This is a genomic window from Roseivivax sp. CAU 1753 (assembly GCF_054482575.1).
The window spans coordinates 412116-433098 of record NZ_JBTLRF010000001.1; the positions used below are offsets into that span (position 1 = coordinate 412116).

Genomic DNA, 20983 nt, shown 5'->3' on the forward strand with positions numbered 1-20983 from the left:
TCACATCACCTCCGTGGGCATTTTCAGGGGTTTCTTGGAGCCGCCGAACAGCGACCCTTTCGACGTGCCCGTCGAGCAGCCATTGGTGTCGGTAAAGCCGCATCCGCCGCGCAGGTCGTAGGCTTCCTCGACCTGTTCGCGATGCGTCGTCGGGATCACGAAACGGTCCTCGTAATCCGCCAGCGCCATGATCTTGTACATGTCCTCGATCACCCGGCCTGACAGCCCGACGCGGGCCGCGATGGCCTCGTCGATGACGCCCTCCACGGTCTTCGAGCGCATGTAGGACCGCATCGCCAGCATCCGTTCCAGCGCGTTGACCACCGGTTCCTCGTCGCCCGCGGTCAGCATGTTGGCCAGGTAGCGCACCGGGATGCGCAGGTTGCGCACGTCGGGCATCGCGCCGTCCATGCCGATGGCGCCTGCCTCGGCCGCGTTCTGGATCGGCGACAGGGGCGGGATATACCACACCATCGGCAGGGTGCGGTATTCGGGATGCAGCGGGAAGGCGACCTTCCACTCCATCGCCATCTTCCAGACCGGGCTTTCCTGCGCCGCCTTGATCCAGTCCTCGGGGATGCCGTCCGCGCGCGCGGCCTCGATCACGCCGGGATCCTTGGGATCGAGGAAGACGTCAAGCTGCGCGTCGTAAAGCTCTTTCTCGTCGGGGACACTCGCCGCGCTTTCGATCTTGTCGGCATCATAGAGCATCACGCCGATATAGCGGATGCGCCCGACGCAGGTTTCCGAACAGACCGTGGGATTGCCCGATTCGATGCGCGGGTAGCACAGCGTGCACTTCTCGGATTTGCCGGTAGACCAGTTGTAATAGACCTTCTTGTAAGGGCAGCCCGAGACGCACATGCGCCAGCCGCGGCACTTTTCCTGATCGATCAGGACGATGCCGTCCTCTTCGCGCTTGTAGATCGCCCCCGACGGGCAGGACGCGGCACAGGTCGGGTTGAGGCAATGCTCGCAGAGCCTCGGCAGGTACATCATGAAGGTGTTTTCATACTCGCCGTAGATTTCCTTCTGGATGCCTTCGAAGTTGTAATCCGCGGACCGTTTCGAGAATTCGCCGCCCAGGATCTCGTCCCAGTTGGGCCCTTTCTCGATCTTCTCCATCCGCTCTCCGGTGATCTTCGAACGCGGGCGGGCAGTCGGAAACGCCTTGCCCTCGGGGGCGGATTTCAGGTGGTCGTAGTCGAAATCGAACGGCTCGTAATAGTCGTCGATCTCGGGCATGGACGGGTTCGAGAAGATGTTCGCGAGGATGCGCCACTTGCTGCCCTGCCTCGGTTGCAGCTTGCCCGCCTTGGTCCGTTCCCAGCCGCCATTCCAGCGCGCCTGGTTTTCCCAGTCGGTCGGATAGCCGGTGCCGGGCTTGGTCTCGACGTTGTTGAACCAGGCGTATTCGACGCCGTCGCGGCTGGTCCAGACGTTCTTGCAGGTGACAGAGCAGGTGTGGCACCCGATACATTTGTCGAGGTTCAGCACCATGCCGATTTGTGCGCGGATTCTCATTCTGCCGCCTCCTTTTCGCTCGCATCGGATGCGCTTTCCGCATCGAGCCAGTCGACCTTCTTCATTTTACGGACGACGACGAACTCGTCCCGGTTCGATCCCACGGTGCCGTAATAGTTGAAGCCGTAGGATTGCTGGGCATAGCCGCCGATCATGTGGGTGGGTTTCAGCACCGTGCGCGTCACCGAGTTGTGGATGCCGCCGCGATTGCCGGTCTTTTCAGAGCCGGGGGTGTTCACGATCTTTTCCTGCGCGTGATACATGAAGGTCGTGCCTTCCTTGATCCGCTGCGACACCACCGCCCGCGCGGTCAGCGCGCCGTTGACGTTGTAAAGCTCGATCCAGTCGTTATCGACGATGCCCGCGGACTTCGCGTCCACCTCCGAGATCCAGACCACCGGGCCGCCGCGATTGAGCGTCAGCATCAGCAGGTTGTCGGTATAGGTCGAATGGATGCCCCATTTCTGGTGCGGCGTGATGAAGTTCAGCACAAGCGTATCGCCCGCGTCCTGCACCTCCTTGGTGACCGATTTGACGTCGATCGGCGGCCGGTAGGACATGAAGCCTTCGCCGAAGGCCCGCATCCACAGGTGATCCTGATAAAGCTGCTGCCGCCCGGTCAGCGTCCGCCACGGGATCAGTTCGTGCACGTTGGTGTAGCCCGCGTTGTAGCTGACCTTTTCGCTCTCGATGCCCGACCAGGTCGGCGACGAGATGATCTTGCGCGGTTGCGCCGCGATGTCGCGGAAGCGGATCTTGTTGTGATGCTCGCCCTCGGCCAGGTGGGCATGTTCGCGGCCCGTGGCCTTGCCAAGCGCCTCCCATGCCTTGACCGCGACCTCGCCATTGGTCTCGGGGGCCAGCATCAGGATGACCTCGCAGGCGTCGATCGCGGTGTCGATCTTCGGGCGACCGGCGGCGGCACCGTCCAGTTGCACGCCGTTCAGCGCGGCAAGATTGTCGATCTCGTCCTGGGTGTTCCAGGTGATCCCCTTGCCGCCGTTGCCCAGCTTGTCGAGCAGCGGGCCAAGGGCGGTGAACCGGTCGTAGATCGCGGTATAGTCCCGTTCCACGGCCACGAAAGCGGGCGCGGTCTTGCCGGGGATCAGGTCGCATTCGCCCTTTTTCCAGTCCTTCACCTGGTCCTGGGCAATCTCGGCGGGGGTGTCGTGCAGGATCGGCAGGGCGACGACATCGGTCTCCTTGCCAAGGTATCCCGGCGCGATTTCCTGGAACTTCTTGGCGATGGCCTTGAAGATTTCCCAGTCGGATTTCGACTCGTAGGCCGGGTCCACCGCCGCCTGCAGCGGGTGGATGAACGGGTGCATGTCCGAGGTGTTCATGTCGTTCTTTTCGTACCAGCTGGCGGTCGGCAGAACGATGTCGGAATAGACGCAGGTGGTGGACATGCGGAAGTCGATGGTCACCAAGAGGTCGAGCTTGCCGCGCGGCGCGTCCTTGTGCCACTTGGCCTCTTTCGGAAGCTGGCCGCCCTCTTCGCCCAGATCCTTGCCCATGACGCCGTTGTCGGTGCCCAGCAGGTGCTTGAGGAAATACTCGTGCCCCTTGCCCGACGATCCCAGAAGGTTCGAGCGCCAGACGAACAGGTTGCGCGGCCAGTTCTCGGGCGCGTCCGGGTCTTCGCAGGACATCTGCAAATCACCCGCCTTCAGCGTCTCGGCGATATAGGCCGGGATTTCCTTGCCGGCCTTCCTGGCGGCCTTGGCGACTTCAAGCGGGTTGGTCTTGAGTTGCGGTGCCGACGGCAGCCAGCCCATGCGCTCGGCGCGGATGTTGTAGTCGATCAGGCTTGCGTCCCAATCACCCTCAGGCGCGGTCGGCGACAGGATCTCTTCGGCCTTCAGCGTCTCGTAGCGCCACTGGTCGGTATGCGCATACCACGCCGAGGTCGAGTTCATGTGCCGCGGCGGACGCGTCCAGTCGAGCGCGAAGGCCAGAGGCTGCCAGCCGGTCTGCGGACGCAGCTTTTCCTGGCCCACGTAATGCGCCCAGCCGCCGCCCGACTGGCCGACGCAGCCGCACATCACAAGCATGTTGATGACACCGCGATAGTTCATGTCCATGTGGAACCAGTGGTTCATCGCGGCGCCGATGATGATCATCGACTTGCCTTGCGTCTTGCGCGCGTTGTCGGCGAATTCGCGGGCGACATGGATGATCTTGTCGGCCTTCACGCCAGTGATCTTCTCGGCCCAGGCGGGGGTGCCGGGCATGTCGTTGGCGTAATCGTTGGTCACCCAATCGCCGCCCAGCCCCCGGTCGAGACCGTAGTTGGCGCAGAACAGGTCGAACACCGTGGCGACCAGCACCTCGCCCTCGGCGGTCATCACCTTCTTGACCGGGATGTTGCGGGTCAGCACGTCGGGGTGCTTGGCATCGGTGGCGAACTGGCCGAAGGTCTGGCCGCCGAAATACGGAAAATCGACGCCGACCACCTCTTCGCGGTCCTCTTCCAGCACCAGCGACATCTTGAGCCGGGTGTCGGTCGCCTTGGCGCGTTCCTCGAGGTTCCATTCACCGTCTTCGCCCCAGCGATACCCGATAGAGCCGTTGGGCGCGACGAGGCTCTTGCTCAGCTCGTCGAAGGCCACGGTCTTCCATTCGGGGTTGTTGGCCTCGCCCAGCTTGTCGTCCAGATCGTCGGCGCGCAGGAAGCGGCCCGGCACCAGCCGGCCCTCTTTGGCGTCGAGCTTCACCAGCATCGGGAAATCCGAGTACTTGCGGGTATAATCCTCGAAATACTCGGTCTGGCGGTCGAGGTGGAACTCGCGCAGGATGACATGCCCGAAGGCCATCGCCAGCGCCGCGTCGGTGCCCTGCTTGGCATTGAGCCAGACATCGCCGAATTTCGCGGCCTCGGAGTAGTCCGGGCAGATCACCGCGGACTTGGTGCCCTTGTAGCGCGCCTCGGTGTAGAAATGCGCATCCGGCGTCCGCGTCTGCGGCACGTTCGAGCCCCAGAGCAGAAGGTAGCCCGCGTTGTACCAGTCGGCGCTTTCGGGCACGTCGGTCTGTTCGCCCCAGGTCATCGGCGAGGCCGGCGGCAGGTCGCAATACCAGTCGTAGAACGACATGCAGACGCCGCCCATCAGCGACAGGTAGCGCGACCCCGCCGCATAGCTGACCATCGACATCGCCGGGATCGGCGAGAAGCCGAAGACCCGGTCGGGGCCGTAGGTCTTGGCGGTATAGGCGTTTGCCGCCGCCGTGATCTCGGTCGCCTCGTCCCAGGTGGCGCGCACGAACCCGCCCTTGCCGCGCGTCTCGACGTAAGAGGCGCGCAGCACCGGGTCGGCCTGCAGCTTGGTCCAGGCCGCGATCGGGTCCATCGTCTCGCGCATCCGGCGCCAGACCTTCATCAGCCGCCCCCGCACCAGCGGGTTCTTCACCCGGTTGGCGGAATAGAGATACCAGCTGTAGCTGGCCCCCCGGGCGCAGCCGCGCGGCTCGTGGTTGGGCAGATCGGCGCGGGTGCGCGGATAGTCGGTCTGCTGCGTCTCCCAGGTGACGATCCCGGACTTGACGTAGATCTTCCAGGAACACGACCCGGTGCAGTTCACCCCGTGGGTCGAGCGGACGACCTTGTCGTGCCGCCAGCGGTTCCGGTAGGTGTCCTCCCAGTCGCGGTTTTCGCGGGTGACCTGGCCATGACCGTCTGAGAACTGGTCCAGTTCCCTGGATTGCAGGAAGTTCAGTCTGTCGAGCAGATGGCTCATGTCGCGGTCCTTTCTTGTGCGGCGGGTTGGGGAATGGCGGCTCGGCCGCGTCCCGCCTCGATGTCATGCAGAAGCCCGCCGGGCCGGGTGTAGAAGACCCAGGTCACGATCAGGCAGATCACGTAGAAGCCGAGGAACGCCCAGAGCGCACCGTTGGGCGCCCCGGTCATGGCGATCGACGTGCCGTAGAGCTTGGGAATGAAGAACGCCCCGTAGGCGGCGATGGCGCTGGTGAAGGCGATGATCGCGGCGCTTTCACGTTCGGCCTGCTTGCGCGACGCGACGGCGTCCAGATTTGGCATCAGGCGCGGTATTTCGCGGCCCATGATCGCCGGGATCATCTGGAAGGTCGACGCGTTGCCGATACCGGTCAGCAGGAACAGCGCCATGAAGCAGGCGAAGAACCCGATGAAGCTGCCGCCCTGCCCGTCCGATGGCAGAAAGGTGATCACGCCGAAGACCGCGACGATCATGCCGAGGAAGGTCCAAAAGGTGACCCGCCCGCCGCCGAAGCGGTCGCTGATCCAGCCGGTGCCCGCGCGGCTCAGCGCGCCGACAAGCGGGCCGAGGAACACGTATTGCAGCGCGTTCACTTCGGGGAACATCAGCCGGGTCAGCAGCGGGAAGCCCGCCGAATAGCCGATGAAGCTGCCGAAGGTGCCGGTGTAGAGCACGCACATCACCCAGTTGTGGAACCGGCTGAAGATGATCGCCTGATCGCGGAAGCTGGCCTTGGCGTCGGCGATATCGTTCATGCCGAGCCATGCCGCGACAGTGGCGACCAGGATGAACGGCACCCAGACAAAGCCCGCGTTCTGCATCCACAGCTCGGTGCCGTTGTCCAGCGTCACGGGCGCGCCGCCCATGGCCCCGAACACGCCCATGGTGATGACGATCGGCACCAGAAACTGCATGACCGACACGCCAAGGTTGCCAAGACCCGCATTGAGCGCCAGCGCGTTGCCCTTCTCGGCCTTGGGGAAGAAGTAGGCGATATTGGCCATGGACGAGGCGAAGTTGCCGCCGCCAAGACCGCAGAGCAGCGCCAGCACCAGGAAGATCAGGTAAGGTGTCTCGGGGTTCTGTACCGCGTAGCCGATGCCGATGGCCGGGGCCAGAAGCGACGCGGTCGACAGCGTCGTCCAGAGCCTGCCGCCGAAGATCGGCACCATGAAGCTGTAGAAGATCCTCAGCGTGGCGCCCGAGAGACCCGGCAAGGCGGCCAGCCAGAACAGCTGCGACGAGGTGAAGTCAAACCCGATGGCAGGCAAACGCGCGACCACCATCGACCAGACCATCCAGACCGAAAAGGCCAGGAGCAGCGCCGGGATCGAGATCCACAGGTTGCGGCGCGCCACGGCGCGGCCTTTCTTGGCCCAGAAGTCCGGGTCTTCGGGTTGCCATTCGACCAGGGTGCGCGGCATGACCGTGCGCTCGGGCGAATGGATTTCCTGCATCTCGGGCAGTTCGGGCAGCGTGTCGAGTGCGGCCCCATGCGCGGCGCGTTCCATCGCCCGGACCGACAGGTGCATCCATCCCAGCGAGATCACGACAACGCCGAACAGAAGCGCGAAGCAGCTTGTATAGATGCCGGTCAGTTCAAGCAGCGCGCCGAAGCCGATGGGCAGCACAAAGCCGCCAAGCCCGCCGATCATGCCCACAAGGCCACCGACCGCGCCGACATGATTGGGGTAATAGACCGGGATATGCTTGAACACCGCCGCCTTGCCGAGGCTCATGAAGAAGCCCAGGACAAACAGCGTGATGACGAAGGGCAGTACGCCCATCTGGGTCGAGAAGGCAATCGGGCCGTTCTTGCCCTGGATGACGTAGTCGGTCGGTGGATAGGACAGCATGAACAGCAGCGCCAAGCTGAAGCCGAAGGTCCAGTACATGACCTTGCGCGCGCCGACCTGGTCCGACAGATGCCCGCCATAGGCGCGGAACAGCGACGCCGAAAGCGAGAATGCCGCCGCCGCCATGCCCGCGGTGCGCACGTCAAGTCCGTAGACGTCGATCAGGTAGTGCGGCATCCACAGCGCCAGCGCCACGAAGGCCCCGAAAACGAAGAAATAGTACAGCGAGAAGCGCCAGACCTGCAGGTTGCGCAGCGGCGCGAATTGCTGGGCGAGGCTCGGGGCCTTGACGCCCGTCTTGCGCCGCTCGACCAGTTCGGGGTCGTCCTTGGCGAAGACCCAGAACACCAGCGCCATGATCGCAAGCCCGATGGCCCAGACATGCGCAACGCCCTGCCAGCCATAGGCCACCATCACGAAGGGGGCGACGAACTTGGTCACCGCCGCGCCGACATTGCCCGCGCCAAAGATCCCCAGCGCCGTGCCCTGGTGGCCCGCGTCATAGAAGCGCGACACATAGGCAACCCCGATGATGAACGAACCGCCCGCAAGGCCGATGCCCAGGGCCGCGACCAGATACATCGGATAGGTCGATGCGAAGGTCAGTGCCCATGTGGCCATCGCCGTCAGCAGCATCTGCGCGGTGAACACCAGACGTCCGCCGTATTTTTCAGTCCAGACACCCAGGAACAGACGGCTGATCGAGCCGGTCAGGATCGGTGTCGCCACCAGAAGTCCGAACTGGGCCTCGTTCAGCCCGAGCTCGGACTTGATGCCGACCCCGATGATGGAAAAGATCGTCCAGACCGCGAAACATGCGGTAAATGCGACCGTGCTGAGCCCGAGGGCCCTGTTCTGGTCGACCTTGCGGACGGTTCCGGCACTGTCCATTGTCTGTCCTCCTGACATCTGCGCGCAAATTGCCCAAGTCGGGCTTGACGGCAGAGGTGGCGGGTTCCGGTTTCGCGCGACTTGATCTGGATCACATCGCCGGAATAAACCGTGGAAAATATGACATATGCCAGATATATCATAACGTTACAGGACGCGGATCAATTCGGATCGTGCGGACATCAATCTTGCGATTGACAATTATCAAGCAGCTTATCAAAGTGTTTCAAATGCACATATCCCGGAAAAGAACGCGCAAATGCCTGAGTCGCATCTGACCGAAATTCGGGCCATCGACCTGTTCGCAGACATGACCGACGCCCATTTCGAAAGGCTGATGCGGGCCGCCTATGTTCAGAACTTCCCGCCGCGCATAGACCTGATCCGGGAAGAGGATCCGCCCGACTTCCTGCACGTTCTGCTGAGCGGCTCGGTCGATCTGTTCGCGTCATGGCAGGGGCGCGAAACCAGCATGGCGACGGTGCGCCCGGTGTCGACGTTCATCCTGGCCGCGACGGTCCGGGACCTGCCGTACCTGATGTCCGCCCGAACGCTTGAGAAAAGCCGCGTCGTCCTCATCCCGTCGCAGGACGTGCGGCAGATCTTCGCCGTCGATCCCGGCTTTGCCAGCGCCATCGTGTCGGAACTGGCGCAGTGTTACCGATCCGTCATCAAGAGCACCAAGGATCTCAAGCTGCGCACGTCGCTGGAACGGCTGGCGAACTACCTGCTGCGGCAGAGCGATCGCACCGGATCGGCGGAATTCGACCTGAGCATGGAGAAGCGGCGGTTGGCCTCGTTTCTCGGCATGACACCGGAAAACCTCAGCCGGGCCTTTCGCGGGCTCGAACCCTACGGCGTCATCGTCTCGAAGTCGCGCATCACGATCGGCGATCACGACAGCCTGAGCGCATTCGCCAAGCCTTCCCGGTTCATCGACGATCACACCGCCTGACAGCACGTGCGGCGCGTCAGGCAGCCGGACGCGGGGCGCGGTGGCCCGTCATGATCCGCATCGCGCCGGGCGTGACGGGCCACGCCGCGCGGGCGTCAGGGCAGAAAGCGCCGGATCAGTTGGCGCACAACCGCTCGAGCCTGGGCCTGTTGGGGCAGAACGATGGCGCAGACGCCCCGTCGGCCGCGGTTTCAAGCCAGGTCTTGCAGGTCTCTGCGTTTTCGCAGCTCAGACAGGTATACACCGCCGAGCGCAGTTCGTTCGGATCGGCAACGCCGCTCTTGAGGCCCTTGATCGCACCGGTGGCGTGGAACATTTCGGCCATCAGGCCAAGCCGGTCGCTGCGGGCGGTGAAATAGGCGCCGATTGATTCGCGCAAGGTCATGTCTTGGTCTCCTTGTGGTGTCCCGACGCCCGGAGACGCAGGATGGTGTGACGGTTGGGGCAAAACTCCGGAGGCTGCGCGCCGACGTCGGCGTCGTCCAGCCACGGCGCGCAGATGTCTGCGCCGGTGCAGGTGTGGCAGTTGACGATGCTTCGGCGAATGTCGTCTGCCATCGACGCGGATACAGGGCCCGAGGGCGGGACCGCCCCCGTCACGTGCAGCATCCTGCGTCGCAACAGCATCCGGTCTTCGAACGCACGAAGTGTCGTTTCGAACAGGTCCAGGGTCATGAAACGACGCACCTCTCGGTGTAAATCGTTTCCGACGGTACACCTGGGGCAAAGAGCCGACGTTGATCTATCGCAACTTCCCTGCAGCGGGCATGTGCGCGACCTGTCAGCCCAGCGGGGGGACCCCGAACAGCCATGGATGCAACCAGAAGAGCCCGGCATAGAGCACGAGGCCGATGGCCAGCCGCATCAGTGCCCCGGGTCCGGAGGCGGGTCGGACATGCGCGGGCCTTGCGGTCACGGCATCGCGCAGACGTGTCCAATCCGGGCCCAGCTCGCGCTTGCGCCGCCGGTCCACCAGCCGACCGCCAAGCGCCGCGAACAGCGCGAAGGTGCCGAACAGCAGCACATGCGCCAGATCGCCGTTGGGCACCATATGCGACGCCGCCCAAAGCGCCAGCGCCAGCAGCAACGGATGCCGCGTGACCCGGACGATCCCGGCACGCGCGGGCGCAAACAGATGATTTCGCGCGCCGCCGAACGAAAACGGGTTCGGCCGCCCGATGCCCAGGGCCAGGATCAGGCAGACCGGCAGCATCACCGCGACCGGCACAAGGCGCTGCCAGGGGGCCTGTTCCCAAAGCGGCACGTAAGGCGCGCGCCCCGCCGCTCCGATCAGCCAGACCAGCACCGCCAGGGACAGCGCCGAATAGACCCATGTGAAGCCCGTCCGCCCCAGCCGATCCTGCAGCCACGGACGCAGCGGCGGGCGCAGCGGCAGCGAATGGGTCAGGAAAAAGCCGGCCCAGGCGGCGATGAACTCAAGCCAGCCCACCCGCCCCTAGCCTCCGGGCCGCTTGCCCGCTGGCAGCAACAGCAGAAGCCGTCCGTAGACCACCGCAAAGCCGCCGAACGCCGCGATCCAGCTTGCCCCGGCAAGCATGTGCAGCCCGTCTGCCGCGCCGGGCCAGAGCCCCGCGCCGACGCGGGCCAGAACCGCCACCAGCAGCGCAAGGTAGATGCCGACGGTGGCCGGTCCCGCCGCAAGGGTCTGACCGGTGTGGCCAAGGGTGGCCCGGGTCATCACCGCCAGCGTCATCAGCCCGATGGCACCCGCCATCCAGAGGTGCTGCGCCGCGCCCGCGCCGAAACTTCCGGGCCAGAGGGCCGCCGCGCCGAGAGCCAGCGCGCCGAGCGGCACCAGCCCGTAGCCCGCGTGCAGCACCGTGACCAGCGGCTCTGCCAGGGTCCGATCGCCTGCCCATCGCGCCAGGCGGGCAAGGTGCGCGATGCCCGCAAGCAGCAGTGCTACGCCGGTCAGCGGATGCAGCGGCACCACCACCCAGAACGCCAGCGCCCCCAGCAGGATCAGCAACGCGGCCTTGTCGAAGCGCTGCATCGGCGGTGTCGGCAGCCGCCCGCCGCCGCGTTTGGCAAGCCAGTTGCGGGTGAAGGACGGCACCACCCGCCCGCCGATCACCGCGATCATCATCACCCCGGCCCCCAGCCCGAGACGCAGCCCGTGGCCCTGCGCGGCATAGGCCCCGGTCGCGGCCTCATAGTGAAACAGCGCATTGCCGATGGCGAAGACCGCCAGCATGCCAAGCACCACCAGGTTGCGCCAGTTCTTGCCAGCCACGATCTCGCGTGCGATCACCATCCCCAGCGCCACCGGAAACACCAGATCGACCAGCGCCACCACAAGCGGCGACAGCGCCATCGACGCCGCCACCGCGATGCGCCCCGCCACCCAGAGCACGAACAGCCCGCCCAGGGGCCAGCCCACGATCGGCAGGCGCCCGGTCCAGTTCGGCACCGCCGTCAGCAAGAAGCCCGCGACCACCGCCGACAGGTAGCCGAACAGGAACTCATGCGCATGCCAGGACACCGGGTCGAACGCCAGGGGCAGCGTCAGCGCCCCCGACAGCATCGGAATCCAGAGCGCCATCGCCAGCGCCGCCCAGATCGCCGCCCCCAGAAAGAACGGGCGGAAACCGAAGGTCAATATCGCCGGGCCGCGCCAGGCGCGCATCTGTTCCGCCGTGCTGCTCATGGGAACTCCTGTGGGGTCTGCACCCCCGCTTCGGTCAGAATGACGCCGAGCGGGATGTCGTGCGGTTGCGGATAGATCGTCGCCAGTCGCGCCGACTGAAAGCCGATCCCGATGGTGAAGGGGCGCGGATCGCTGGCCGCCAGCGTCCGGTCGAAGTAGCCGCCGCCATAGCCCAGCCGGTAGCCATCGCTGTCCCAGCCCATCAAGGGGGCCAACATGACGTCGGGCACCAGGGCGTCCGCGTCGGGGGGCGGCACCGGGATGTTCCAGTGGCCGCGCACCATCGCTGTCTCGGGTGTCCAGCGGCGAAACACCAGCGGCGCGGCCCGGGTCTCGACGATGGGCAGGCAGAGAGTGACGCCCCCGGCGTGCAACTCCGCCATCAGTGGACGCAGGTCCGGCTCTCCCTTGATGGGCCAATACGCTGACAGCACCCTGCCCCGCAGGGCCGCCCCGCCGCCCGCCGCATCCCGGTCGAGCGGTGCCGACAAGAGCCCGCGCAGATGCCCGGCGATGGCCGCTCCGGCCGCCGCCCGATCGGCGACGCTCAGCGCCTGCCGTTCGGTGCGCAGGCGGGCCCGTTCGGCGTGCCGCCACCGGGCCACGTCCCGGGCCTGATCGGCGGATACCGCCAGCGGGTCGAAATAATCCGGCGCGATCTCGCCCGCGAGGCAGGGCGGCGAGGCATAGTCCCTCGGTGCATCCGTGTCGTCGCTCATCAGGGTGTCTCCGTCTCTGTGCCGCCAGGGCAAAAATGCTGCGGTACCGTGTCTGGCAAGGCCGCGTGGCGCTGGCGTCTGGTAAAATGCGTCATGGCCCTGCCGCGTCTCCGGATCGGATCCCTTGCAGGATACGCCGCATCAGGCCGACCATCGCAAGCCCCCAGGCGACCAGCGCCACGACGATCAGCACGCTCGGGATCGGATCGAGGAAGCGATACCCCATGGCCCGGTCGAACTGGTAGGTGCTGGTGGTGTACATCGCCAGCGGGAACACCATGCCCCAGACCGCGGGCTCGTAGGTGAACCGGTCGCGCAGCCAGACGTAGCGCCAGGTCATCAGCGCGAACAGGAACGGAATCCACCAGCTTGCCACCGCCCAGAAGAAGAAGGTGAAGCCCCTGAGAAATGGCAGCAAGGGGCCGAGCATCGGCCAGGTCTCGCCGCGCAGGATCAGGATCGAGCCTGCCAGCGCCGTAATCGCGACCGCGCCCATGTTGATCCAATAGGGCGGGCTGAAATCCTCGCGGCTGAGCGGCACGAAGGTCAGCCGGTAGAAGATCAGCGGAATGATCGCCAGATACAGCATGCAGCCGATCATGAACATCGCAATGACCTGAAACTGGATCATCCCCGGCGGCGGCGTGGCGGTGTCGATGACGCCCCGCAGCACCACGACCGCCTGGGTCGAAACCGCAGCGATCAGCCAAGCCCCGTTGATGCCGCGCGCCAGCGTCGGCTTGCGTGGCCGCACCGTTACCGCCGTGAAAAAGGTATACATCACCCCGAACCACAGGATCAGGCCAAGCCACCAGAGCACCGTGCCGACCCCCGTCGCGCCCAGCACTACGACATTCTGCGTGCCCAGCACACAGGTGCCCGCGACGATGGTGAAGAAACCGGGCGCGCGCTGATGGTCCGAAACGTCGCGCAGCAGCAAGGGGCGAAACCGCAGGGCGCGGGCGATCGTCAAGGCCCAGAGGGTCGGATAGGCAATCCAGTTAACCACGATCAACGCCAGCGCCACGGCGCGCAGGCCCATGAATTCGCAGGCGATCGAGACCACCCCCGTGGCCATGACCAGCGCGAAATAGCCGGGAAACAGCGACCGCGCGCCGCTCAGGAAAACGCCGCGCAGACGGGGGCCGGTGCCGCCATCCCGGCGCGGTTCCGGGGGATCATCCCTGCGCATGGCGCACCAGCAGATCGAGTTGCAGAAACACCAGCAGCAAGGTGCTGTTGATCGCCCAGGCCACCGTCATCCACCGCGCCACACTGCCCCAGAACGGCGCGGCATTGGCCGAGCACCGCCAGATGCCGACAATGATCCAGACGGTATAGAACAGGGCGAGGATCAGCAGGACCTGCTGCAGGACGGTCTGGCCCAGATCGACCGCCGTGGCATAGAGCATGGCAATCGCCCAGCTGGCCAAGACGCCATGCAGCCAGAACGCCACACCCAGGGGCATCGTGCCGCGCCAGACCCGCAATTCAGGCCCGAAGAACACATGCAGCGCCGATCCGATTGCCCCGAAGCGATCTGTCATGGGTACACGAAGCCGCCCTTGTCCCGGGATCCGAACCAGGGCGCGCGCGACCGTGCTGCATCAGAGCCACCTGTGACAGCCGTCCGGTCGGTCATTGTCGCGTCCTTTTCGACAGCGCCTGCCCGCAGGGTCAGCGCAGGGTGGGAACGGCGTCCGGTGCGCTGCGGGCCGCATCCTCGACGGCCATATGCAGGGACCGGGCGATCCGTTCGGCGCGCGCGATCACGTGAATCGCCCCTGCGGGCGGGCAGACCTCGTGGGCGGTGGCGCGAAACAGGGCCAGCCAGCGTTCGAAATGGGCCCATGTCACGGGCAGATGCGCGTGTTTCGGGACCGGAGCGCCGTGATAGGTTCCGGTCATCAGGGCCACCGAGGACCAGAACGCGACCATCCGTTCAAGATGCGGCGGCCAGTCGGTGATCCTGTCGGCAAAGATCGGGCCGAGCGCCGCGTCGGCGCGGATCCTGTCGTAGAAACGATGCACGAGGTCGGTGAGCATCGCCGGATCGAGACCGGTCCGCGCCATCAGTGCGCGGGTCATTTCCGGGCGTGCGGACGATATCCGCGGAACCTCCGTCTGCGTGTCGACCATCGGGGCCTCCTGCACAAATCTGTTGCAACAACCGGTAGTCCTGTTAATTGGTATTGTAAATACCCATTCAAGGCCCCCAACAAACGGAACCTGATCGCGTGCGTCTGACCTCTTTCACCGATTTCGGGCTGCGCATGCTCATGCGTATGGCAAGCGCACCCGACCGCGCCCATTCCACAGCCGCGCTGGCGACGGAGTTCGACCTGTCGCGCAACCATCTCAGCAAGATCATGCAGCGGCTGTCGCGCGGGGGTATCGTCGAGACCCGCCGCGGCGGTGGCGGTGGCGCAATGCTGGCGCGGCGTCCCGAAGATATCCGCCTGGGTGACGTGGTGCGCCTGCTTGAGGAAGATCAGCCGCTGGTCGCGTGTTTCGGCGATGGGCCGGTGTCCTGCACACTGGACGGTCGATGCCGCCTGAAGGCCCGTCTGCGCGCCGCGGAGGCCGCGTTTCTGGCCGATCTCGACCGCGCGACACTGGCGGATATCGCACTTGCCCCGCCAACCTCGGCCGGATGATCGGGGCGGACGGCGTGACGACACCGGCCACGGATCGCAGACCATCGCCCAGGGATCACAGATCCCTGACCACAGATCACCGAGCATGGACCACCGAAAGGACACCCTGTGACGACCTGGCTCCCGACCCTGATCACCGCCACCCCGGAAGACGGCTACGCGCTTGCGGTGAAGCTGTCGCGCATGGCGGTCAAGCTGACCCAACCCGACGCCGCGTCCCGCGACCGCATGCGCCCGGAATATGCCGAGGATGCCAATTCCCTGATCTCGGTCAGCCAGGTGGTCGCCACCCACTTCGCCACCGTGGCTGCCGCCAATGGCTACTGGAAGGGCGCGTCGTGACACAGGTCGAAAGCGGCAAGGATGGCTTTGTGGTCGATGCCGGGATCATCGGCGCGGCTTTCGGCCTTGCGGCGTCCGAGGTGCCCGGGCTGATGAAATCCGGCGCGATAACCTCGCGCTGCGAAAAGGGTGTGGATGCGGATGAAGGCCGCTGGCGGCTGACCTTCTACCACGATGCCCGCGCCTTCCGCCTGACCGTCGACGCCGAGAACAACATTCTCAGCCGCGCCCGCTTTGATGCGCCACGTCCCGGCATCGGCGGCGGACAGGCAGGCGGCTGACCGAGCGCGGGACCGGGATGGTACGCGCCCGGCCCTGCCCCGGCCCCGCAACAGCGCGCGGCCTAGTCGTCCGCGACTACGTCCTGCCGCTGTTCGCCCAGTCCCGCAATCCCCAGCGTCACCGTGTCTCCTGCGCGCAGGAACCGGGGCGGCGTCTGCCCCATGCCGACGCCCGGCGGGGTCCCGGTCGCGATGATGTCGCCCGGCTCGAGCGTAAAAATCTGGCTGAGATAGCTGATCAGGGTGGCTACGCCAAAGACCATTGTCCGGGTCGAGCCGTCCTGCATCCGTGTGCCGTTGACATCAAGCCACAGCGCAAGGTCCTGCGGATCGCCCACCGCATCGGCGGTGACCAGCCACGGTCCGGTCTGGCCGAAGTTGTCGCAGGATTTGCCCTTGGTCCACTGGCCAAGGCGTTCAAGCTGGTAGGCGCGTTCGCTGACGTCATTGACCACGCAATAGCCGGCGACGTGATCGAGCGCGCGCGCTTCGTCCACATACTTGGCCCGACGCCCGATCACGACGCCAAGCTCGACCTCCCAATCGGTTTTCTGCGATCCGCGCGGCAGCAGGATAGGATCGTTCGCGCCACAGATGGCCGATGTCGCCTTGAGAAAGACAATCGGCTCGGACGGCACCGCCATGCCCGCTTCCGCCGCATGATCGGCATAGTTGAGACCGATGCCGATGAACTTGCCCGTGCGCCCGACACAGGGCCCGAACCGATGGGTCCCGGTGATCAGGGGAAGCGCCTCGGGGTCGAGGTCCCGCAGCGCCGACAGGTCGGCAAGCGTCTCTCCGGCCAGATCGTCGATAACGCCGCTGAGGTCGCGCAGATCGCCATTGGCGTCGATCAGAACGGGTTTTTCCGCGCCCGGGGCGCCTATACGAGCAAGTTTCATCCTGTCTCCATGTCGGTTGTCGACCGCGGGTGCCGCACCGCGCACGGTGCCCCGGCGATACCCGCGGGTCCATTCCTACCCGATCGCGACCAATCCGCAATTGTCCCGGGACGACGCCGCAACCGCGCAATGCCTGATTTTGCGCCGAACGCTTGCACCGATGCCGGAAAACAGATGCGTGCAGGACACAATCGGTCCATTTACGTTCTCGAAAGGAAATTTAAGTACAAATGATGGAACGGATCGCGCGTTAATGGGTTTCAAGCGCGTTGCAATCGCGTACATGAGGCGCAGGAGATGAGCATGTTCCGACCACTTCGCCGCATCCTGGGCGGCCCCGTTGCCGCACCGCCCCTTGCGCTGCTCGCCCGTGTGTTCCTCAAGCTCGATGGCCTGTGCCGGTCGCCCGGACTGCCGCGCGTGTCACCCCGCCGGATCAAGGCGATCGCCCGGATAATCGAGAATATCGATCCCGCGCCACGTCGCCGGTCACCGTTCACAATCGGTGCCGCCACGCGGCGCATCGCCAATGTTGCGGCGAACCTGGATGCCGCGCCCGCGACCTGGTCGCCCGTCCACACACCTGACTACCGGCACAGCACGGTTTCCTACCCGCATGACGCAGTCGCGCGTCGACGTGTCGGCGGCGCGGGCGGTGCTGCATGGCGCCACTGACCACGTGAAAAAGGCGGCCCATTGGACCGCCCTTTCCATCATCTTGTCTCCGCCCTGTCAGGCTTTCCCGTGATCCCGTCGAAACGAGGAACGGTGTTGGTCGATGCGTTCTCTGTCGTCTCCGCGTTTCCGACTGGTCAGCGCGAAGATCAGTGCAGTCACCAAGGAAAGCCCGACAAGACCAATCACGAATATATCGGTCATCGGATCAGCTTCCTTTTTTGCTCACTTGTTGAAAGCTCAACGGGCTGTGCGGGCCTTGGTTCCCGCCCGGCACAAGATAGTCCGCAATACTGTCGCATGCGCGCAACAGCGCGGACCGACGCGGCTACAGGGCCAGGCGGCCGCGCTTTTCCTCTGCGTCCTGGGCTTCGGCAAACGCGGCCTTGAGTTGCCCGCGATTGGCGCGATGGGCCTGCGCGGCCTCGACCAGCGCGGCGAACAATCTGCGATGGGCGCGGCGATAAAACAGGTGTTCGGGGTGCCATTGCACCCCCAGCGCGAACGGGTCGGTGTAGCGTTCGATGGCCTGCACCATGCCGCCGTCGTCGCGCGCCGCGACGCGCAGCCCCGTGCCCAGGGTCTGCACCGCCTGTGAATGCAACGCATTGACGCGCACGCAAACCTCGCCGGTGACCTTGGCCAGCAACGTGCCCGGCACCACATCGACCTTCTTCTTGGGCAGGATCGTGCGGTAATAGCGCGACTCGTAAACGTCATAGGCGTCCTGATGCAGATCGCCGCCCAGCACCACGTTCAGCATCTGCGAGCCACGGCAGATGCCAAGGATCGGCAAACCGCGTTTGAACGCCTCGCGCAGCACCCCGGTTTCGAGCGCATCACGGTCGCGGTCCAGACGTACGCCGACCCGGACTTCGCCGCCATAGAGCGTGGGCGCGATGTCGTCGCCACCGCCGATGACCACACCGTCCACCGCTTCGAGGTCGATCTCGCGATTGCTTTGCCAGCGGATGGCACGCCCCCCGGTCAGCCAGATGCTCAGCGCCATCAGCGGAAAGATCCGCCAACCCGAGCGGCGCGACACGGTGACACCGATGACCGGGCGATCGCTCATGTCAGGCCGCCGACGATTTCCGCCGCCCGCCGCGCCCAGTCGCCACGGGTCGCGGCAAACCGCGCCCGATGGGCGCGCCAGCCCGCGCACAGCGCGTCGATCATGTCGGGCTGGGCCGCGATCTCCTCGATCCGCACCCAGCGGTTCCATTCCAGCGCCAGTGACCAGTCCGGCTCGTCGATGCGGCAGTCGGGCAACCGGTAGTGATACGTCGGCCGCGCCGAAATCAGGGTCATATCCATCGCAGCCGCCACCCGCGCCTCGTCGAGATGCGCGAACAGGCACGTCATGTCGAGCCCGTGGTTCCGCGACGGGGCCTGCGCGAGGTAGAGGTCGATCAGCGCCGCGCGGCTGTCGATCGGTTCGGCCAACCCGTCCAGCAGCTGGCGCGGATAGGTGCCCACATAGGGCATGATCCGCCGCGCCAGGTCGATCTCGGCGGCATCGCGGATGCTGTCCTCGAGAAAGGCAAACGCGCGCAACGTCGGCAGGATCGCCTCGAGCGTGTCGCCTGTGACTTCCGGGTTGAAATGCACCCCGAAGCCCAGAAACATCCCCGCCGTCGTGCCCGTGGCCCCGGCCTGCGCCAGGTCGTCGCAAAGCACATCGAGCGTTTCGATCTGCGCGGGCAGGATCGGGCCTGTCACGATCTCAACCGGAACGACATGCCGCGCGATGTCGTGGATGCGCTGCTCCAGGTCCGATTCCGCCCGGGTCAGGTACTGGGTGTCGAGGTAGACCTCGATATCCCCCAGGGACGTGTCGCTGACGACATAGCCACGATCACCGCGCGGCTTGACCCCGCCGCCCAGCCGGTCCGCGATGATCTGGCTCACCTGCGCCTCGTGCAGCGCACCGAATTCGATCTCGACGCCGACGCGACGGTCTTCGCCCTGCGCGTTCCGGGGCACCGGCAATGGTTTCAAGTCTGCTCGATCGGACATTGTGACCCCTTGGAAGTCCCGGTTCAGTAATCGACGACTTCCGGTTTGAAATCCGAAATCTGGAAGGTGACGGACACGCGGTAGACGTCTCCGTCGAGCCCTTGCGTCAACTCGCCGCCAAGCTGCGTGGCAAAGGCCTGAATCAGACGTTGCCCAAGCCCGCCCATGGAATCGATGGCCGCCAGGCGATCCGGGTCCGACGAGTTGCTCACCTCGAACAGCACGCTGTTGTCGCCGATGTTGCGCAGCGTCACCACGATCTGCGCCTGGCCCTGGGCATCGCGCTGGATGTATTTCTCGGCATTGGCCAGCGCCTCGGCGGTCAGCAACGCCAGCGGCATGGCCTGATCGGGGTAGACCTCGACGGGTTCCAATTCGCGGTGCACGTCAATCTTGCGACCTTCCGGATCGGTCGCGGTGAATGCATGCTGGGTCAGCTCGTCCAGCAGTTCGCGCACATCGACCCGCCCCAGATCGGGGGTCTGGTAGAGTTGCCGATGTATCGCGGCAAGGCCCCGGATGCGTTCCTGAAGGCGGCGCAGGACGCGCTTGGTCTCTTCGGTTTCGGACTGGCGGATCTGCATGTTCATGATCGACGAGATCAGCTGCAGGTTGTTCTTGACCCGGTGGTGCACCTCTTTGAGCAGGATCGTCTTTTCGCGCAACGCGTCTTCCAGCTGGGCCTCGTCCTGCAGGATCGAATCCGACATCTGCAGGAAGTCGTTTTCCATGTCGCGCAGTTCCAGCGCCATGTCCGACGAGGTCGTATGCGCCGGCAAGCGGCGGTCGCGGGCAAAGCTGCGCATCTGGAAACGCAGGGTCCGGATATGCCGGATCACCAGCCGGTTTACCGCAAGATAGGCAACGATGACGCTGGCGGCCCACATGATCAGCGGCAGCGCCTTGGCGAAGGTCCCTGCCTGAAGCGCGCTCAACTCGGGACTGTCCTCGGGCCAGATGCTGACCGCATAGATCAGGTCCGGCACGATCGAGACGACGACAAAGATGCGCTCGCGCCCGTCGCCGCTGCGGGCGAGAAAGCTGTACTTGTCGCTCTTGGGCAGGGTCTCAAGGCTGATCGTATCGGGCAGAAGGGGCTGCAACGCCTTGTTGTTTCGAGATTTCAACAAGGTGCCATCGCGGTCCACCAGCAAAATCTCGATAAAGCTGGATTGGGCGTCCTTGGCCGCGTCCACGTGCAGCGCGCGCAGCGCCCGGGTCGGTACGGAAATCAGGATATGGCCGATGTGGCGGCCGCTGCGCAGCACCGGCTCGAAGATCGTGACCACCGGTTCCTTGCTGACGCGCGGCTGTTCGATGCGAAGAATTGCAGGGCGCGGCTGGCCCAGGGCCTGCAATACCGCGGGAAGTTCGACCGGAACCGTCTGTTCGGTGGTCGCGCAAAGGAAGGTGCCGTCGGTGGCCACGAAGGCCGCAAAGCTGACCAGCGGATTGCTGTCGCGGTACTCTGTCAACGTGCTGGCGCAGCCCGCGCGGTCACCGTCGACAATGGTCGAGATCGCGCCAAGGGCCTTGGCACCCCCCAGAACCGAGGTCAGCACCGCGCGCTCGGGGGCGACCGCCGCTTCGGTGCGGTCCGTCAGGCTCAACTCGGTGCGGATCTTTGTTTCAGTGCCAAGTTGCGCCGTCTGAAAGAAGGACACCAGGCCGATCGGGATCAGCGCGATCGACAAAAAGCCGATGATCCGCGCCCCCAGTCCACTGGGTATCGGTCTGGGCCCTGGCACACCGATCAT

Annotated in this window: 21 protein-coding genes; 5 read left to right on the forward strand and 16 right to left on the reverse strand. The window is 65.1% G+C overall.

The annotated features are described in order from the left end of the window. Genes narH through ACXYMN_RS01875 form a run of 3 tightly spaced genes read right to left on the reverse strand, consistent with a single transcriptional unit; the run spans nucleotide 1 to nucleotide 8008 of the window. Entirely contained in the window at nucleotides 1-1524 is a 1524-nt protein-coding gene (narH, locus tag ACXYMN_RS01865) for a nitrate reductase subunit beta (RefSeq protein ID WP_459011690.1), read from the reverse strand. Continuing rightward, a complete protein-coding gene (locus tag ACXYMN_RS01870; protein ID WP_459011691.1) occupies nucleotides 1521-5261 on the reverse strand; it encodes a nitrate reductase subunit alpha in 3741 nt (1246 codons plus the stop codon). The genes narH and ACXYMN_RS01870 overlap by 4 nt, the downstream gene beginning before the upstream one ends. Then, complete coding sequence (locus tag ACXYMN_RS01875; protein WP_459011692.1) at nucleotides 5258-8008, reverse strand: nitrate/nitrite transporter; 2751 nt, start codon at nucleotides 8006-8008, stop codon at nucleotides 5258-5260. Before ACXYMN_RS01875 ends, ACXYMN_RS01870 begins: the two co-directional genes overlap by 4 nt. A 259-nt stretch (nucleotides 8009-8267) precedes the next feature. On the opposite strand from ACXYMN_RS01875, the gene ACXYMN_RS01880 reads away from it, so the two are divergent. Then, the gene (locus ACXYMN_RS01880) at nucleotides 8268-8963 is read left to right on the forward strand and encodes a helix-turn-helix domain-containing protein (protein ID WP_459011693.1); all 696 of its coding nucleotides are present in this window, start codon (nucleotides 8268-8270) and stop codon (nucleotides 8961-8963) included. Between the two features lie 115 nt (nucleotides 8964-9078). Here the strand turns inward: ACXYMN_RS01880 and ACXYMN_RS01885 are convergent, their stop codons facing one another. From ACXYMN_RS01885 to ACXYMN_RS01920, 8 genes are all read right to left on the reverse strand, one after another. Then, nucleotides 9079-9348: a DUF6455 family protein gene (locus tag ACXYMN_RS01885; protein WP_459011694.1), complete on the reverse strand. Its 270-nt coding sequence runs from the start codon at nucleotides 9346-9348 to the stop codon at nucleotides 9079-9081. Beyond that, on the reverse strand, nucleotides 9345-9638 hold the full coding sequence (locus ACXYMN_RS01890; protein WP_459011695.1) for a DUF6455 family protein: 294 nt from the start codon (nucleotides 9636-9638) through the stop codon (nucleotides 9345-9347). The genes ACXYMN_RS01885 and ACXYMN_RS01890 overlap by 4 nt, the downstream gene beginning before the upstream one ends. A gap of 106 nt (nucleotides 9639-9744) precedes the next feature. Continuing rightward, the gene (locus tag ACXYMN_RS01895) at nucleotides 9745-10413 is read right to left on the reverse strand and encodes an NnrU family protein (RefSeq protein ID WP_459011696.1); all 669 of its coding nucleotides are present in this window, start codon (nucleotides 10411-10413) and stop codon (nucleotides 9745-9747) included. Nucleotides 10414-10419: 6 nt separating this feature from the next. After that, nucleotides 10420-11631, reverse strand: coding sequence for an NnrS family protein (locus ACXYMN_RS01900; RefSeq protein ID WP_459011697.1), 1212 nt, complete (start codon nucleotides 11629-11631; stop codon nucleotides 10420-10422). Next, complete coding sequence (locus tag ACXYMN_RS01905) at nucleotides 11628-12350, reverse strand: 5-formyltetrahydrofolate cyclo-ligase (protein ID WP_459011698.1); 723 nt, start codon at nucleotides 12348-12350, stop codon at nucleotides 11628-11630. The genes ACXYMN_RS01900 and ACXYMN_RS01905 overlap by 4 nt, the downstream gene beginning before the upstream one ends. A gap of 91 nt (nucleotides 12351-12441) precedes the next feature. Further along, complete coding sequence (locus tag ACXYMN_RS01910; protein WP_459011699.1) at nucleotides 12442-13542, reverse strand: tellurite resistance/C4-dicarboxylate transporter family protein; 1101 nt, start codon at nucleotides 13540-13542, stop codon at nucleotides 12442-12444. Next, nucleotides 13529-13897, reverse strand: coding sequence for a hypothetical protein (locus tag ACXYMN_RS01915; protein ID WP_459011700.1), 369 nt, complete (start codon nucleotides 13895-13897; stop codon nucleotides 13529-13531). Before ACXYMN_RS01915 ends, ACXYMN_RS01910 begins: the two co-directional genes overlap by 14 nt. A gap of 130 nt (nucleotides 13898-14027) precedes the next feature. Beyond that, nucleotides 14028-14489, reverse strand: coding sequence for a group III truncated hemoglobin (locus tag ACXYMN_RS01920; protein WP_459011701.1), 462 nt, complete (start codon nucleotides 14487-14489; stop codon nucleotides 14028-14030). 98 nt (nucleotides 14490-14587) lie between these two features. Here ACXYMN_RS01920 and ACXYMN_RS01925 point away from each other — a divergent pair, with 98 nt between their 5' ends. The 3 genes from ACXYMN_RS01925 to ACXYMN_RS01935 all read left to right on the forward strand — a co-directional run bounded on the left by ACXYMN_RS01925 (nucleotide 14588) and on the right by ACXYMN_RS01935 (nucleotide 15630). Beyond that, complete coding sequence (locus ACXYMN_RS01925) at nucleotides 14588-15007, forward strand: RrF2 family transcriptional regulator (RefSeq protein ID WP_459011703.1); 420 nt, start codon at nucleotides 14588-14590, stop codon at nucleotides 15005-15007. A gap of 108 nt (nucleotides 15008-15115) precedes the next feature. Continuing rightward, the gene (locus tag ACXYMN_RS01930; protein ID WP_459011704.1) at nucleotides 15116-15349 is read left to right on the forward strand and encodes a hexameric tyrosine-coordinated heme protein; all 234 of its coding nucleotides are present in this window, start codon (nucleotides 15116-15118) and stop codon (nucleotides 15347-15349) included. Next, nucleotides 15346-15630, forward strand: coding sequence for a DUF6522 family protein (locus ACXYMN_RS01935; RefSeq protein WP_459011705.1), 285 nt, complete (start codon nucleotides 15346-15348; stop codon nucleotides 15628-15630). Before ACXYMN_RS01930 ends, ACXYMN_RS01935 begins: the two co-directional genes overlap by 4 nt. A gap of 62 nt (nucleotides 15631-15692) precedes the next feature. Here the strand turns inward: ACXYMN_RS01935 and ACXYMN_RS01940 are convergent, their stop codons facing one another. After that, the gene (locus ACXYMN_RS01940; protein WP_459011706.1) at nucleotides 15693-16532 is read right to left on the reverse strand and encodes a fumarylacetoacetate hydrolase family protein; all 840 of its coding nucleotides are present in this window, start codon (nucleotides 16530-16532) and stop codon (nucleotides 15693-15695) included. A 303-nt stretch (nucleotides 16533-16835) separates the two neighbouring features. Between ACXYMN_RS01940 and ACXYMN_RS01945 the strand changes: the two genes are divergently transcribed. Continuing rightward, nucleotides 16836-17207 (forward strand): hypothetical protein, encoded by a 372-nt coding sequence (locus ACXYMN_RS01945; RefSeq protein WP_459011707.1) that lies wholly within the window; start codon nucleotides 16836-16838, stop codon nucleotides 17205-17207. Between the two features lie 57 nt (nucleotides 17208-17264). Here the strand turns inward: ACXYMN_RS01945 and ACXYMN_RS01950 are convergent, their stop codons facing one another. The 4 genes from ACXYMN_RS01950 to ACXYMN_RS01965 form a co-directional block, all read right to left on the reverse strand. Next, nucleotides 17265-17411: a hypothetical protein gene (locus ACXYMN_RS01950; RefSeq protein ID WP_459011708.1), complete on the reverse strand. Its 147-nt coding sequence runs from the start codon at nucleotides 17409-17411 to the stop codon at nucleotides 17265-17267. A 124-nt stretch (nucleotides 17412-17535) separates the two neighbouring features. Beyond that, nucleotides 17536-18282 (reverse strand): gamma-glutamyl-gamma-aminobutyrate hydrolase family protein, encoded by a 747-nt coding sequence (locus ACXYMN_RS01955; protein WP_459011709.1) that lies wholly within the window; start codon nucleotides 18280-18282, stop codon nucleotides 17536-17538. Further along, a complete protein-coding gene (locus tag ACXYMN_RS01960; RefSeq protein ID WP_459011710.1) occupies nucleotides 18279-19226 on the reverse strand; it encodes an amidoligase family protein in 948 nt (315 codons plus the stop codon). Before ACXYMN_RS01960 ends, ACXYMN_RS01955 begins: the two co-directional genes overlap by 4 nt. Before the next feature lie 23 nt (nucleotides 19227-19249). Further along, entirely contained in the window at nucleotides 19250-20983 is a 1734-nt protein-coding gene (locus tag ACXYMN_RS01965) for a sensor histidine kinase (RefSeq protein WP_459011711.1), read from the reverse strand.

Bases quoted from the DNA above. Each gene is read 5' to 3' on its own strand.
- narH (WP_459011690.1), bottom strand. From the start codon at position 1,524: ATGAGAATCCGCGCACAAATCGGCATGGTGCTGAACCTCGACAAATGT.
- ACXYMN_RS01870 (WP_459011691.1), bottom strand. From the start codon at position 5,261: ATGAGCCATCTGCTCGACAGACTGAACTTCCTGCAATCCAGGGAACTG.
- ACXYMN_RS01875 (WP_459011692.1), bottom strand. From the start codon at position 8,008: ATGGACAGTGCCGGAACCGTCCGCAAGGTCGACCAGAACAGGGCCCTC.
- ACXYMN_RS01880 (WP_459011693.1), top strand. From the start codon at position 8,268: ATGCCTGAGTCGCATCTGACCGAAATTCGGGCCATCGACCTGTTCGCA.
- ACXYMN_RS01885 (WP_459011694.1), bottom strand. From the start codon at position 9,348: ATGACCTTGCGCGAATCAATCGGCGCCTATTTCACCGCCCGCAGCGAC.
- ACXYMN_RS01890 (WP_459011695.1), bottom strand. From the start codon at position 9,638: ATGACCCTGGACCTGTTCGAAACGACACTTCGTGCGTTCGAAGACCGG.
- ACXYMN_RS01900 (WP_459011697.1), bottom strand. From the start codon at position 11,631: ATGAGCAGCACGGCGGAACAGATGCGCGCCTGGCGCGGCCCGGCGATA.
- ACXYMN_RS01905 (WP_459011698.1), bottom strand. From the start codon at position 12,350: ATGAGCGACGACACGGATGCACCGAGGGACTATGCCTCGCCGCCCTGC.
- ACXYMN_RS01910 (WP_459011699.1), bottom strand. From the start codon at position 13,542: ATGCGCAGGGATGATCCCCCGGAACCGCGCCGGGATGGCGGCACCGGC.
- ACXYMN_RS01915 (WP_459011700.1), bottom strand. From the start codon at position 13,897: ATGACAGATCGCTTCGGGGCAATCGGATCGGCGCTGCATGTGTTCTTC.
- ACXYMN_RS01920 (WP_459011701.1), bottom strand. From the start codon at position 14,489: ATGGTCGACACGCAGACGGAGGTTCCGCGGATATCGTCCGCACGCCCG.
- ACXYMN_RS01940 (WP_459011706.1), bottom strand. From the start codon at position 16,532: ATGAAACTTGCTCGTATAGGCGCCCCGGGCGCGGAAAAACCCGTTCTG.
- ACXYMN_RS01945 (WP_459011707.1), top strand. From the start codon at position 16,836: ATGTTCCGACCACTTCGCCGCATCCTGGGCGGCCCCGTTGCCGCACCG.
- ACXYMN_RS01950 (WP_459011708.1), bottom strand. From the start codon at position 17,411: ATGACCGATATATTCGTGATTGGTCTTGTCGGGCTTTCCTTGGTGACT.
- ACXYMN_RS01955 (WP_459011709.1), bottom strand. From the start codon at position 18,282: ATGAGCGATCGCCCGGTCATCGGTGTCACCGTGTCGCGCCGCTCGGGT.
- ACXYMN_RS01960 (WP_459011710.1), bottom strand. From the start codon at position 19,226: ATGTCCGATCGAGCAGACTTGAAACCATTGCCGGTGCCCCGGAACGCG.
- ACXYMN_RS01965 (WP_459011711.1), bottom strand. From the start codon at position 20,983: ATGATCGGTGTGCCAGGGCCCAGACCGATACCCAGTGGACTGGGGGCG.